13 protein-coding genes are annotated in these 14,028 nt (G+C 36.1%); 1 reads left to right on the plus strand and 12 read right to left on the minus strand.

The window, feature by feature from the left end; translation table 11 throughout:
* Window positions 1-193: 193 nt before the first annotated feature.
* Genes J8281_RS12620 through J8281_RS12630 form a run of 3 tightly spaced genes read right to left on the minus strand, consistent with a single transcriptional unit; the run spans window position 194 to window position 2,085 of the window.
* Window positions 194-1,300: a hypothetical protein gene (locus J8281_RS12620; RefSeq protein WP_210197996.1), complete on the minus strand. Its 1,107-nt coding sequence runs from the start codon at window positions 1,298-1,300 to the stop codon at window positions 194-196.
* Window positions 1,290-1,487: a hypothetical protein gene (locus J8281_RS12625; protein WP_210197997.1), complete on the minus strand. Its 198-nt coding sequence runs from the start codon at window positions 1,485-1,487 to the stop codon at window positions 1,290-1,292. Before J8281_RS12625 ends, J8281_RS12620 begins: the two co-directional genes overlap by 11 nt.
* The gene (locus tag J8281_RS12630) at window positions 1,477-2,085 is read right to left on the minus strand and encodes a hypothetical protein (protein WP_210197998.1); all 609 of its coding nucleotides are present in this window, start codon (window positions 2,083-2,085) and stop codon (window positions 1,477-1,479) included. The genes J8281_RS12625 and J8281_RS12630 overlap by 11 nt, the downstream gene beginning before the upstream one ends.
* Before the next feature lie 923 nt (window positions 2,086-3,008).
* Here J8281_RS12630 and J8281_RS12635 point away from each other — a divergent pair.
* Window positions 3,009-4,016, plus strand: coding sequence for a reverse transcriptase domain-containing protein (locus J8281_RS12635; protein WP_371812611.1), 1,008 nt, complete (start codon window positions 3,009-3,011; stop codon window positions 4,014-4,016).
* A 120-nt stretch (window positions 4,017-4,136) separates the two neighbouring features.
* Here J8281_RS12635 and J8281_RS12640 read toward each other — a convergent pair whose 3' ends face one another.
* The 9 genes from J8281_RS12640 to J8281_RS12680 all read right to left on the minus strand — a co-directional run bounded on the left by J8281_RS12640 (window position 4,137) and on the right by J8281_RS12680 (window position 13,875).
* A complete protein-coding gene (locus J8281_RS12640) occupies window positions 4,137-4,856 on the minus strand; it encodes a hypothetical protein (protein ID WP_210197999.1) in 720 nt (239 codons plus the stop codon).
* A 633-nt stretch (window positions 4,857-5,489) separates the two neighbouring features.
* The gene (locus tag J8281_RS12645; protein WP_210198000.1) at window positions 5,490-6,014 is read right to left on the minus strand and encodes a hypothetical protein; all 525 of its coding nucleotides are present in this window, start codon (window positions 6,012-6,014) and stop codon (window positions 5,490-5,492) included.
* Between the two features lie 226 nt (window positions 6,015-6,240).
* A complete protein-coding gene (locus J8281_RS12650; RefSeq protein WP_371812612.1) occupies window positions 6,241-6,768 on the minus strand; it encodes a hypothetical protein in 528 nt (175 codons plus the stop codon).
* A gap of 21 nt (window positions 6,769-6,789) precedes the next feature.
* Window positions 6,790-6,927 (minus strand): hypothetical protein, encoded by a 138-nt coding sequence (locus J8281_RS12655; RefSeq protein WP_210198002.1) that lies wholly within the window; start codon window positions 6,925-6,927, stop codon window positions 6,790-6,792.
* A 160-nt stretch (window positions 6,928-7,087) separates the two neighbouring features.
* Window positions 7,088-7,627 (minus strand): dihydrofolate reductase family protein, encoded by a 540-nt coding sequence (locus J8281_RS12660; protein WP_210198003.1) that lies wholly within the window; start codon window positions 7,625-7,627, stop codon window positions 7,088-7,090.
* A gap of 64 nt (window positions 7,628-7,691) precedes the next feature.
* Window positions 7,692-8,447: an AraC family transcriptional regulator gene (locus tag J8281_RS12665; protein WP_210198004.1), complete on the minus strand. Its 756-nt coding sequence runs from the start codon at window positions 8,445-8,447 to the stop codon at window positions 7,692-7,694.
* Window positions 8,448-8,785: 338 nt separating this feature from the next.
* Window positions 8,786-9,517 (minus strand): DUF6090 family protein, encoded by a 732-nt coding sequence (locus J8281_RS12670; RefSeq protein ID WP_210198005.1) that lies wholly within the window; start codon window positions 9,515-9,517, stop codon window positions 8,786-8,788.
* A gap of 397 nt (window positions 9,518-9,914) precedes the next feature.
* The gene (locus J8281_RS12675; RefSeq protein WP_210198006.1) at window positions 9,915-12,488 is read right to left on the minus strand and encodes a polynucleotide kinase-phosphatase; all 2,574 of its coding nucleotides are present in this window, start codon (window positions 12,486-12,488) and stop codon (window positions 9,915-9,917) included.
* Complete coding sequence (locus J8281_RS12680) at window positions 12,478-13,875, minus strand: 3' terminal RNA ribose 2'-O-methyltransferase Hen1 (RefSeq protein ID WP_210198007.1); 1,398 nt, start codon at window positions 13,873-13,875, stop codon at window positions 12,478-12,480. The genes J8281_RS12675 and J8281_RS12680 overlap by 11 nt, the downstream gene beginning before the upstream one ends.
* Window positions 13,876-14,028: the final 153 nt, after the last annotated feature.

Here is a 14,028-nt window from a genome sequence, read left to right on the forward strand (position 1 = left end):
CGCAGCCGCCCGCACATTCGAGTCCATACGGAGCGTAGCGGAGTATGGATTCGAACGGTAACGTATAAGTGTAGTACGGGATTAGAAGGCTAACACTTTCAACTTTGCCGATATGTTTCTTGGGCTTCACCTACTTTGGTTTCATCACTTTCGCCCGTATTACAATTATACAGTGTTTTATGCCGTATTTATTTTAATTAGGTTTTGCATAAAAGTCATTTAGAGAGTTAGTATAAATGCAATAATCGACATCCATATTCCAAAAGTCAATGTGAGTCAAATTTTCTGCCCCTAATGGAACAAGCATTATTGAGCGTTTGCCATCTATTTTGAACCTTTCTTTTTCTCCATACCTATTATCTAAGCTTGTGTCAAAATAATACAAGTAATCATAAACAAATTTCACATAGTTGGCTTTAGTAGTTTTCTGATTAGACAAGCTTTGAAGTTCAAATTTCTCATATTGATTACTAATTGCATCTTGAAACTCTACTGCATTTAATGGTGTATCATTTAATACCGGCATTACATTGAACTGACCGTCTATAAATACCCACTTTTGTAAATCATCTAAATAAACTTCTGTTGCTACGTGCCCTGGCGAACCTGTTCTATGCTCTGCATCTTTGGTTTTTAAATAAATTGTTCTTGCATTGTAACCCAAGATGTTAAGTTGGTATCTCAATACAATAGCATAGGCAAAGCACGGAAACTGCTGTCCTTCTTTCGCTTCATTCAGTATGGTTATAGCATCATTTTTTGATGGTGAGTTACTTCCATTATGTTGCCAGCGGCTATTTGTCCAATTTAAAGTTGCAAGGACGATGTCTTTATCACTCATTCCACTAGTTATAAACTCTAGAGGATATTCACTTTTTAATTCTTCTAAATATTCACTTTCCGTCGTCTGATATTTAAAATTAAAACCAGAATCCTTTGATTCACTAAATTCTAATTGGTCTGGTCGAAATTTAATAGCTTGAATTACTGTATGTGCATATGTAGTGTCATTCATTCGAATATAAAAATCTTTTGACGTGTTAGGCTTTAGCATAAACTGTATATTATCAACATCAGTTTTAAACTCAAATGGTACTTTTGAGTTATGGCAAGTTACTTTCAGTGTGTCGTGTTCAACTTCTGGCGCGATTCTCCATTGTCCACGGTACCAATCACTTCCAATTCTATATTCAGTCCAATCAGACTTTGCATCAATTACAGGACTATTCTTATGCATCAACTTCGTAGATGTTGAACAGGCAACAAAAAATAATGATATAAGCACAAATCTAAATTTCATTTTGAGAATCTTTTATATGGCATACAACGCCAAACATACCTAAACCAATTGATTTATCTGCGCATTTTTGTTTCTTATTAAACTTGTAAAAATTTAGCGCCATTCCAAAAAGGAAATAGCCTTTAGATTTAGCAGTAAATTGCTCTGATTTTATATATGATGTTGTGGTTGCGTTTTTAGTATTCATAACTCGTTTTTGTTGCAGGAAGAGGAAGAATTGGTGGTACGACTTCCCAAAATGCTATTTTTAATTTTAGATTGGTTTTCAAATTATCGAAATCACGAGTAATCTTTTCCAAGAAATTTTCTATTCCATCTAAATTTTCAGTCCTTTCTGACTCAATTATTATTAAATAGCACTCTAGATTTCTAATCGACTTAGAAGTCATATGGTATGAGAATTCATTTTGTAATAATTTACCTAAAGAATCTAGATTAATTTTCTTTGAATAATAACCTTCGTGATAAGCTTTTCCATCTGTAAAGGTCACATAGTGTTTTTGTTCTGGATCGAAAAAACCAGGATCACAACGTTCTAAAGGGTAAATATTCCGGGTGACCTTATTTTTGTTAATTGTGATTTTAGGTAAGCTATCGTTACAGGTTATTTCACGTATTCGATCACGAAACTCTCCATAAGTTCGGAAATCCGCTATTTGTAATGAAACTTTTAAATTATCTTTATCCTTTTCTGAATAACCATATTCTTTAAATTCCTTGTCTTGATTTATACAACTCACTAAACACAATATAAAAATCAAAAAATTGACAAAGTTAAATTTCATTTAAAAGAATTTATTTATATACTCCACAACGGTTTTGTATAAGCGCAGTAGCGGTTTTTACGCACTAACTTTTAGGTTTAGAATTGACCTTGAATTTTTACGTTTTGTTTCGTTTCATAACTTCCACCGCTATTGCGTTTATACCGTGTGTGCCTTGAATGGTAAATATAGTCAATAATTTGACTAAAGTTCTTTTTTTTAGGGGATTAGCTGGAGGGTTGGAGTCCCTTATGGGTTGGGGTAACGCCCATAACCATTAATAAGCTGCAAGGGTGGTGATTGCGAGATCACGTCTGAAGTAAGCGGGACTACAAAAGCCGGTACTGACGAACAGGAACCATATACGGAGGCTCATTAAGTTTGGGTAAGCAAGCACATCATTGTAACGCCCACAAGACAAGGCTAATGAGTAGATATGGCAGACATTGGTTGGAAGCTATCTACCTTACCGAGGGAGGTCTCTGTAGCTACGTGTTGGCATAACAGAGAAGTCAGCAGAAGCCATAGTACTTATGGGAAACGAGCCACGCCTACAGCGTGGAGTTCTCACAGATAAGGAAGGGCTAAACGTATTATTAAGTCTGGATTCGTATAAGAATGTAAGTCTTGCGCTTGCGTAGCTTATACCTAAAAGGACAGGAACATTTATTATTATTAAAATGATAGCAAAAGTACTCACTCCAAGAAACCTGACCCTTGCACGGACAAAAGTCATTGCCAACAAGGGCAGTGCAGGTATAGACGGTATGACTACAGGGGAACTCACGGCGTATACACACGCACACCGTTCAGCATTAGCAAACCAGGTTATATCACGGAGTTACCGTGCCAGTGCTATCAAAGGGGTAACGATCCCTAAGGGTAATGGGAAGACCAGGTTACTTGGTATTCCCACAGTAGTGGATAGGTGGTTACAATAAGCGGTGAGCCAGCAACTGTCCATCTACTTCGAGTTGGATTTCGAAACAGAGAGTTATGGTTTTCGCCCAAAGAAGAACCTACAGCAGGCAGTATTGAAAAGTCAGGGTTACATCAATGATGGATATCAGGACATAGTAGATATTGACCTACAAGGCTTCTTTGATGAAGTACCTCACTACAAGCTGCTACAACTTATTTACTACAAAGTAAAATGTCCTACTACTTTATGGTTGATTCGAAAATGGCTGCGTGCCCCCATTTTAATAAATGGAAAGCTACGTAAACGCAGAAAAGGCATCCCGCAAGGTAGCCCATTAAGTCCACTACTATCTAACATATTGTTGGATCAGCTAGATAAATACTTAAAGTACAAGGGCTACAGATTTATGCGCTATGCCGATGATTTTAGCATCTATGCACCAACAAAATCAAAAGCCCGCGCCATAGGCAATCAGGTGTACCTTTTTCTAAGGGACAAACTAGGGCTACCTATCAATCGTGCAAAGAGTGGCATACGTAGACCCAGTACCTTTAAGGTGTTGGGCTATGGATTTGTGCCTGTCTACAAGAAAGGTACAGAAGGGAAATACCAATTAGTAGTAAGTAACAAGTCCTGGGCTAACTTAAAGCGTAAACTCAAGTATGCCACCAAGAAAACCTTGCCGTTGAGTATCACAGAACGGATGAGCAGGTTAAAGCCCATCTATACCGGTTGGCTCAACAATTTCCGTTTAGGGAAGATACAGGGTAAACTTAAAAAGCTAGATGAGTGGCTGCGAAACCGATTACGGTACTGCATATGGCATGATTGGAAGAAACTTGAGCGCAAACGCAAGAACCTCATAAGATTAGGCGTTAAACAGGGACAGGCTTATGCTTGGAGCCGCACCAGAATGGGAGGATGGGCTGTTGCCCAAAGCCCTATACTGCGTACGACTATTACTGAAAAACGTCTAAGAAAACGAGGTTACAAAAGTATGCTAGATTACTATCTAAAAGTGAAGTTCTAATAATACGAACCGCCCAGTACAGCCTGTCCCGAACTTGATGCGGGAAGACCCGTACGCTGGGTGGTGTGAGAGGCGCACTCCGTCAATTATTGGCGGAGCCGTCTACTCGATTAGCAAAAGTTATTTATATTCAATCGTTTCTTTAAATTCAATAGATTTACAATCGTTAGTAATCATCTTTTGTAAACAAGAAATTATTAAAGTAGCTCCAAAATCACTTAACTCTATAAGTTTAGAATAATAATCATCTATCGATTTTTCTCTCAAAAACTTATCAGAACCGTATTTTAATATCTCCATATCGCCGTGAACAAATTTACTTCTATAATCATAAAACTCATTAATTTTTTTGTTTACGACTTTGTTTTGTTCTGTTGCTCCCAAGTGAAGAAAAATCCGCCTCTTTAAGGTTCTTATAATTGAATCATTTGATTTGATTCCAAAAAATGATTCGAGACCTTGAATAATCCAAACCACTAATGAAGGGTTGTAACCAGCGTGGGTATCATTGCAAAAATATAATAATGAAAATAATGTCCGCTCTAAATCATTTTCTGCTTTTATTTTTAATCCGACATTTAGTGAATTATACCAATTTACCACATCTTTTAATGGTAGAACTTGAATTTGTGGCCAACCTCCAAATTTTGAAGAAACATTGAAAGAACTATGTAAATATCCTGAAAAAAGATTTATATCATCATTAAAATTTCTATGAAAAATAACCGATGATTTTATTGATAATGAGCCTGGTAAAGATAGATTAAGACAAAGAAACAAAACATCTAAATAGCTTGTAATTAAAAAGTTTTCAAAATTTTCTCGATTAGGAATTTCCACGGAATTGTCATAGGAAATATTCATAACGATATCTCCACCCCAAAAGTCATTGTGTTTTTTAGCCTTTATGAAAATATCACTAAAATCAGAATGAATAGTAATTTTCGCTTTGTGATAAGTGAAAGTATATTCTTTAAAAACTTTACTTGCCTCTTCCCAGTGTTTAATCAGATTAATTTCATTATCAGAGTATTCAAATTCTGGGCCTTGTATGTTTATCTGAAAATTTTTGATATTATCTAATTTTTGCTAATGTGCGGGCGGGCTATGGCGTGTTCTTTTGTGCAAAATAGTGATTTTGCTCAAAAGTATGCGCTATAGCAGCCAGTTCTTGTCCGTTCTCTCGCTTTTCGCGGGGAGCGGACTTGGAGTGGCAGGCGTAGCCGCCCGCACGTTCGAGTCCATACGGAGCGTAGCGGAGTATGGACTCGAACGGGTTTGTGTATGGCTCGTTACGTGTAAATTAGTGATTAATTTTCGGTTGAGCCACAAGCCAGATTTTTAAATTTTTCTATTTATCTTTTTGTTGGAAATCGTCAAATTTAAAAATTTGGGCAACTTTCCAAATAAGCCTTAACTTCGGAATAATAAACTGATTATCAATTATTTATATACAGTGTTAGCACATGTATTTTATCCGTTTATTTTTTCGAGCATTTTTTGCGCTCGTCCAGAAACAGATTTCCTTTCGTCCGCTGTTAATCTTTCCAAATGCGGCTCAATCCACGTTTTCAATTCCGCATCTTTTTTCGACCATTTTGTCAGCGTATCCATAGTCTGATTTAGCACAATCCAATCGTTATGATTTGCGAGATTATTTTTCATAATTTTTTTCGCCTGTTCGATTTGTTTTTCGTCCATATCTTTCTCAAGCATTCCGAACAGTTGTGATAAAGTCCATTGTGTCGAAGCTTGGTCAATTTGCGCGATGTCTGTCAAAAATCGGTCGATATAGGGTATTAGAATTGTCTTTTTGGCTTTACAAATCCGTTTCATTGCATTTGAAGTCCGCAATCGAACAATCTCGTCATTACTAAAATAGCAGTTGAAAAGCTTATTGAAGAGTTCATTTTCAGCAAGCACTTCATCCACAATCTCAACTGTATTTCCTAATGAGTTTGAATGTCCGCCTTTTAATCTTTCTTCAAAATTTTTCATTCAATCGTGATGTTTGTTTTATATGTGTGCTAACGTTTAGCTATGCGTAGTGCGGAAGCAGAAAACCACTGGTTTTCGAGCTAGCACTTAGCCAAAGTTTATGTTTTGTTTTTATATTTTCTAAAATACTAAATTTAATACTTTGGCGACAAACCAAATAGGCAATAACCTTTCAAATCAAACCAAAACCCGCATTATCGCATAGGTGTTGTTCTACACCGTTTTTTTATTCCGTAATTATCTTTCTCATTTCTCTTATCGAATCGGTATAGTCAGACATTTTTCTTCCCTTACCAATATGTATAGGGCTTGTATTCATTCTGTTTGTTAAATCTTTAATAGGCATATTTTCTAAAGCTCCAAAATCATATTTCCACCAATCCAATTCATATAATCTTTGGTTTTGAAATGCAGTAGTACTTCGATCATTATCAGTCGGTAAAAAAATTAGTCCGCCAGTAATTGACTCAAGATTTTCAAAGTCCGTTATTATTCCATCATAAATTAGTTGAGCATAAAACGCATTTTTAAATATGGAATCAATGTTTTTTAAATCTGCGGATTTTATGTCAGTCAAGATTACGTTGTATTTAGTAATTCCATTTGTCAGCAGCCAGCATTTTTTCCGGTCTACATAGAAAACCGTTGCGTTCCACTTTCCGAGTTTTCCATATTCAACATTTTGATCGGTTGAAATCAATTTTTTGATCAACTTTTCTAGTTTTTTCGTTGTATGTATTTTAGTTCGTTTCAATGGAGTAGAATGTGCGGGCGGCTATGGCGTGTTCTTTTGTGCAAAATAGTGATTTTGCTCAAAAGTATGCGCTATAGCAGCCAGTTCTTGTCCGTTCTCCGCTCCTGGCGGTGACGGGCGAGGACTGGCAGGCGTAGCCGCCCGCACATTCGAGTCCATACGGAGCGTAGCGGAGTATGGACTCGAACGTCTCGTATAAGCGCAGTAGCGGGATTTATGCAACTGCTTTTCGGTTGAAAAGATAGTTAAATAAAACAATAGCGGTTCAAGTTTGCACCTGAACCGCTATTGCGTTTATACATTGTTGGCATTTCGTATTTTATTTTTTCCGTATATACCTACTCTGCGTTATTTGGTTTAAGAACACTTTTGTCTGAGTTAATTCAAACTCCAATTTATTAGGCAACTCATCAAACAAAGGAAACCCTCTGCCAAGTATTACAGGTATCCTGGAAATAATAATTTCATCTATCAAATCTTCCTTAAGGAAACTTTGTATGGTAGAACCACCATCAATATACAAACCATAATGTCCTCTTTCGTGAATCTGTTTTAACACCTCAGTTAGTGGGCCATTCACTAAAAAAGCTTTTTCTCTATGGCTTTCGGGTATCGTTTTTAAACTGCGACTCAAGACAAAAACGGGCTTTTCATAAGGCCAATCTATATCAAATCCTAGGATGGTTTCAAAAGTATTTCTTCCCATCACGAGTGCATCAACACTCGACATAAATTCCACATAGCCATTATCTTCATTGTTTGGGTTAGGTACTGAATACAACCAATCTAGGCCTCCGTTCTTGTCAGCAATAAATCCATCAAGACTAGTGGCAATAAAAACTTTGTTCGCTTTGTCCATAACTATCATTTAGAATTAAAAGCACAAAGTTCATTTTTCTGAGGCGAAAAAAATTGTACAGATTTTACCTTTTGGAAGGAATTAGGTGTTGCTTTGGGCTGTAGCCGCAAAACTTATTAAAGGTCCTTATAAAATGCGATTGGTCATAAAACCCTGATTTTAAAGCTATATCCGTTAAATTAAAGCATGTTTCATTTTCTATTAAATCAATTGCCTGATTTACTTTGTTCAATTGAAAGTATTCATTTGGTGTAAGACAATAATATTTTTTAAATTTTTGAATGAAACCCTTCTGAGAGATAGAAATACTTGCATTAAAATCTCGAATTGAACCTTTACTCAAATTGCTTCTTGAAATAAATTCTTCAAATCTAATGAAGTCTAAATCTATTTGGTTCTTGGTAAATATATCCAATAGGTGTTTCTCTGCTTTTTTAAAAGTCGGTTTCTCGGAAGCTATAATTGTTTCTTGAATTACTTCGGAAAGTTGTTCAAAGTTTTTTGTCCCAAAATTATTCATCAATATACCGAAACAATAAGGCTTCAGAAGAATACCTACACTTCTATATGTTCCTGAGATTTTCGTAATAAAAGGTCGAGTTTTTAGCCCTGATATTATTTGATATGACTGACTACCTGAATAATACTCTACATTCTGTCCGCTAACTGAAAACGTGTCTCCATAGTTAAAGATTAACTCGGTAAACAATGCAGCGTAATGACTAGATTCAATAGATAGGTTTGAGTCATACCCATACCATATTAGATTCACAAATCTATTCAGTGGAATATTCGGTCTGTATGTTTTGGTTATTTCCAATAAATTCGAACTCTTGGTTTATATGAATGCCAATGTGCGGGCGGCTATGGCGTGTTCTTTTGTGCAAAATAGTAATTTTGCTTCAAAAGTATGCGCTATAGCGGTCAGTTCTTGTCCGTTCTCCGCTCCCGGCGGTGACGGGCAAGGACTGGCGCGCAGCCGCCCGCACATTCGAGTCCATACGGAGCGTAGCGGAGTATGGACTCGAACGGTCTAGGCTATGAGTAATTGCGTGGGTTAGCACTCAACTTTGTAAGTATATACCAAACTAAAATCCGCGAGGATTTTCAGAAGTAGGCGAGAACAAGCAATTACTTATAGCCATTGTTGTGCTTTCGTTATTTATTCTGGTCTTCCTTTATCTCGTGTAAAATCCCTTCAATTTCTTTTTTTAATCCTGATAAATAATTGTCATTATTTGCCCCTACGATAGTCATATAGTAATCTAAAAGATAGTTCTCAAATTCAATTGATTCAAAAATCTCTTTTACATTTGTATTTTCTGAAATTGATTGATGTTCAAATTCGCTACCAAATGATTTCATAATATTTCTAACGCTACCTTTTTTATAATATAATTTTTGTAAATCAGTTTTGATAGAATTAGCCACACTCTCTTGTTGTTTGTAAAACCCCATTGAACTTTCAAATGATGCCAAGTGTTCTCTTAATCGCTCGTTTTGGAATAAATCAAGTTTTCCAGAGCTTAATATATCGGTCAAAACTCCATTTGAAGGCTCATAATTTAAAGAGGTGCCAAAAATTTTAGAAAATAATTTAAAAATTGTTTGATTACTCACAGTATCCGAAATGCTCTTATCAAAGAGTGGTACCATCTCATTAACGGCATCAATACGTTGCTGATTTTCTTGAATTTCATTATTCACTTTAGTCAGGTTATTTTTAAATTCCGATTCAAGCAATAATAAATATTTCTGTTCAATTTTTCTTTGTTTTTTGTAATTGCTAGCGTTGTTAATTTGAAGTGCAATCAAAATTCCGATAACAACAAGAATAATTTCGCCAATCGCATATATCAGATACTTACTAAATTTATTATCAATAAGCATTTTTTGTCTAATTTTTCTAAAGAATTTTATCATTGATTATTGGTATCTGATCATGAAGCACAATGTGCGGGCGGCTATGGCGTGTTCTTTTGTGCAAAATAGTAATTTTGCTTCAAAAGTATGCGCTATAGCGGTCAGTTCTTGTCCGTTCTCCGCTCCCGGCGGTGACGGGCAAAGACTGGCGCGCAGCCGCCCGCACATTCGAGTCCATACGGAGCGTAGCGGAGTATGGACTCGAACGTTTAGTATATGAAGCGTAGCATCCCGCAGGGTGCTATGATTTCATATACATTGTTCTCTGCTGGCTTTCTTTTCATTCGTTTCTTTCAACGTTGGCTTACAGCTCTTTGCAACCGCAGGAACGAGGATTGCAATGTGCTGTAAATTGCGTTGGCTGTTATAATCTTGGGTCAACATCTTCACTTTCCAATGCTAATACTCCAAAAACACTTTCGTGTATTCTTCTTAAAGGTTCTTTTCTCACAAACCTTTCCAATCCTTCTATTCCTAATGCAAATTCTCTCAAAGCCAAAGAACGCTTTCTTGACAGTCCTCTGTTTTTAAGTCTTTGCATATTTTCTGGTAAATCATATTCAGGTCCATAAATTATTCTTAGATATTCACTTCCTCTGCATTTGACGGCAGGTTGTAATAAACCTTCCTTACCATATGAAATAAAATCAAAAGATTTTACGACCATTCCTTCTCCACCTTTATCTGTCATCTCTGTCCACCAATCAACAGCTTTCTGCACACTCTCTTTGTCAGTCGTCTCAACAACTTTGTAAGGTGTAATTCTAAATATTTTTTCATCAGCAAGACAAACTTCTTTGATGTTTTCCATATGCCAGTGATGGTCTTTATCAACGTGTACAGCTCCTTCTGTTCCAAGAATATGAAATGGTGCTAATTTGTAATCTTCCACAGAATTAACATTCCAACAATAATTTCTGTAAGCATCTATGAATTTAGAAACCGCTTTTTTCTTGTAGCTAAATTTATCTAAAATAGTTTCAACATCTTTAATTCCTCTGTCTTTTGTCTTTTGAAGTATTTGCTCAACAGCTATTAAAGAGTTTTTGGCAGAAGAACCAACGGAAGCATATTGGTCTTTTAATAAAGACTGAGCTTTTGCGGACCAAGGCATTAATTCCGCATCTAAGCAAACCCAATCAGTTTGGAATTTATCCCAAAATCCTGATTTGGTTAATGCTTTTTGAACTCTTTCCAAAAATTCTTTTTCTAAGACACTATCATTGAAGAAGTTTCGACCAGTTCTTGTGTAACAAATTCCAATCCCCTCATTTTCAATTCCGAAACGATTCAAAACAGTCTCTTCATTTTTACAAACCACTAAAATGGCACGTGACCCCATATGTTTTTCTTCACAAACAATCTTTTCAATTCCTCTTTTTCTAAAGTAATTGATAGCTTGTTCAGGGTGTTCTAAATAGTTCGGCAATTCACTTGTAGCACAAGGTGACATTGTTGGTGGTAAATAAATGAGCCACTTAGGATTGATGGCAAAACGACTCATTACTTCTAACGCTGCAATAGAGTTTTCTTCTCTGATGGTCAAATTATTTCGAAGCCGTGTTTGCACAATTCGTTTTCCTATAACATCATCAATGTTCAATAAATCATCATATTCTTGTTGGTGACTTAGGTTAGATTCTACTTCTAATTCCAATGGTTTTACTGGTTCTGAATAAACTTTAGCAGCTTTAACAGAAATTAATTCTTCTTCGGGATAGCGTAAGGCTGTCAGTTCTCCACCGAATACGCAACCAGTGTCAATATCAATAGTTTTATTGAGCCATTCTGCTTTTGGAACAGGTGTATGTCCATATATAACTTTGGCTTTCCCTCTATATTCAGAAGCCCAATTGTACCTAACAGGTAAACCGAATTCGTCAATTTCTCCCGTAGTTTCTCCATATAAACAAAATGACCTAACTGCACCGGAACCTCTCCCTTGCATTTCTTCTTTTATACCAGCGTGTGCCACAGCCAACTTTCCATCATCTAAAATATAGTGGCTGATTAGGCTGTATAAAAACTCTTTAACATCTGCTATAAATTCAGGCGACTCGTTTTCCAATTGTTCCATTGTCTCAGCTAAACCGTGTTTTAACTGAACATTTTTGCCTTTTAATTTCTTTTGAAGTTTTAGGTCGTGATTTCCAGGAACGCAAAGTGCTGAACCACTTCTGACCATACTCATCACTAATTTTAGAACCGCTGGCGAATTCGGACCTCTGTCCACTAAGTCACCTAAAAATATCACTTGTCTATTTTCAGGATGTTTTATTTCCAATCCGTAATTCTTTCCATCATTGTCAATAGAATTAATGTTATAACCCAGTTTTTCTAAGAGTGTAATTGTTTCATCATAGCAACCGTGAATATCTCCAATAATGTCAAAAGGTCCTTGAAGTTCTTTTTTATCGTTGTAGAGTTTTTCTCTAATGATTCCAGTTACGGAATCTACTTCTTCTTCACTTTTTAAAACGTATATTTTTCTGAAGCCTTCTCTTTTAAGTCCTTTTATCGACCTTTTGAGTTGCTGTTTTTGTTGTCTTATTACGTGATTTCCAAAGTTTCTATCTTCTCGACTTTCATTTCTATCTTCACAAATTCTTTGAGGTAAATCTAAAACAATGGCAACTGGTAAGGTGTGATATTGTCTTGCAAGATTAATTAAACCTTTTCGGGCTTCGTTTTGTACGTTTGTAGCATCTACAACTGTTAAATGTCTGTTTTTTAGTCTTTTGCCAATGACGAAGTTCAGTACATCAAATGCATCATTTGTAGCACTTTGACTGTTCTCGTCATTTGATACAATTCCTCTACACACGTCAGAAGAAACGACTTCGTGTTTGCCAAAATGCTTTTTAGCAAATGTGCTTTTTCCTGAACCAGAAGCACCAATAAGTAATACTAATGATAATTCGGGTACTTTAATTTCCATATTCAAAAATTGCCATTTGTGAAGGTGCTCCTACTTTTTTGTCTTCCTCGCCAATTGGTAAGAATTGCACATTATAATTATTTGTTTCTGCTACTTTTTTTGCCCAAGTTTCGAATTCTGCCCTTGACCATTCAAATCTATGGTCGATATGTCGCATTGTATCAGCTTCCATATTTTCAAAAAGCACGTTGTATTCTCCGTTCGGTGTTGTTAAAACAACTGTTTTGGGTTTAGCACATTCAAAAACAACTCTTTCAAAAGATTTTAGCCTGTTCTCGTCAAGGTGTTCAATTACCTCTACAATTGCTGCTGCATCAAATCCTTCTAATCGTTTGTCTTTATAGGTTAAAGCACCTTGAAACAGATTGATTCGTTCTTTTTGTCTTGGTGCCATTTCGTCCCAATGTAATCTGTCTTTACATTTCGTTAATTCTTGGTACGAAACATCCATTCCAGTTATATTACCAAATTGTTTTTCCTTTAATAACATTCGAATGAGTTTTCCTTCGCCACAGCCTAAATCAAGTACGCTGTTAGCACCTGATTCTTTTAGTTTGCTCAAAACCAATGACAATCTTTGTTGATGTAAAGTCTCTTTTTTCTTTACTTCCTCTGAATCTGTTTCTTCCTGCAACTCCTTTGATTCGTCATCATCATTCAATCGCTCCAACGCCTGTCTTGAAAGAGAAGTAAGATTAAAAAGATAGCGTCTTGTAATTTGTTCTTTTTCGGGATGGTCAGATAGCCAACCCTTTCCTTTTTCTAATAGTTTTTCAATCTCATTCTGACTTACATAATAATGTTTGTCATTGTCCAATGCTGGAATCATAACGTATAAATGAGACAATAATTCTTGAAGCGTAGTGGTATGATTTAGTTTTAATGTAAAGTATTTACTGTCTCCCCAATTCACGAATTTGTCGTCCAAAATATGTCTTCCTAACTCCACTTTATAACCAAGAGGTTCAAACATCTTTCGAATGAGGATTTCTCCGCCTTTTGGGGCAGGCAATACTGAAATAGTAACTTCAAATGGCATTTTAATATTTACTAATTCGGGTTTTTTACTACACTTACCATTCATTGCGGTTGAAAACGCTTTAGCAATGGCAACACTCATAAATGAAGAAGCTACATAAGGTCTGTCATTAACGTATTGTCCAAGAGAAAAGCCCTTCCCAGATAAGTTTCTGCCACCTCTCACCATATCAATTGGGTCAATATCCAATAATAAAGAAGCGGTAGTTCTTTCATCTGAATTTTCTGGATAAAATATATGTGCTTTTCCAATCGACAAATCAATGGATTGCAATTTGTCGGGATGTTTATGCAGCAAATACCCTAAGTCAGTTGCTGGTTTATGTGTCGTAGTTATGTTTAGTAACATTTATTCATTTTTATTTTTAGCGTTGGCAAAAAAAGCAATGTGTGCGATAGCACTCTTTGCTTTTGTGCGGTTGGCTGTTTTAGCTTGCAGAGAACGTGCGGGCGGCTATGGCGTGTTCTTTTGTGCAAAATAGTAATTTTGCTTCAAAAGTAT

This window comes from Aquimarina sp. U1-2 (assembly GCF_017897595.1).
Lineage (GTDB): Bacteria > Bacteroidota > Bacteroidia > Flavobacteriales > Flavobacteriaceae > Aquimarina.

What these genes read in the sequence shown, in the direction of transcription:
- J8281_RS12620 (WP_210197996.1), bottom strand. Translation starts at nt 1,300, where the DNA reads ATGAAATTTAGATTTGTGCTTATATCATTATTTTTTGTTGCCTGTTCA.
- J8281_RS12625 (WP_210197997.1), bottom strand. Translation starts at nt 1,487, where the DNA reads ATGAATACTAAAAACGCAACCACAACATCATATATAAAATCAGAGCAA.
- J8281_RS12630 (WP_210197998.1), bottom strand. Translation starts at nt 2,085, where the DNA reads ATGAAATTTAACTTTGTCAATTTTTTGATTTTTATATTGTGTTTAGTG.
- J8281_RS12645 (WP_210198000.1), bottom strand. Translation starts at nt 6,014, where the DNA reads ATGAAAAATTTTGAAGAAAGATTAAAAGGCGGACATTCAAACTCATTA.
- J8281_RS12655 (WP_210198002.1), bottom strand. Translation starts at nt 6,927, where the DNA reads ATGGACTCGAATGTGCGGGCGGCTACGCCTGCCAGTCCTCGCCCGTCA.
- J8281_RS12660 (WP_210198003.1), bottom strand. Translation starts at nt 7,627, where the DNA reads ATGGACAAAGCGAACAAAGTTTTTATTGCCACTAGTCTTGATGGATTT.
- J8281_RS12670 (WP_210198005.1), bottom strand. Translation starts at nt 9,517, where the DNA reads ATGCTTATTGATAATAAATTTAGTAAGTATCTGATATATGCGATTGGC.
- J8281_RS12675 (WP_210198006.1), bottom strand. Translation starts at nt 12,488, where the DNA reads ATGGAAATTAAAGTACCCGAATTATCATTAGTATTACTTATTGGTGCT.
- J8281_RS12680 (WP_210198007.1), bottom strand. Translation starts at nt 13,875, where the DNA reads ATGTTACTAAACATAACTACGACACATAAACCAGCAACTGACTTAGGG.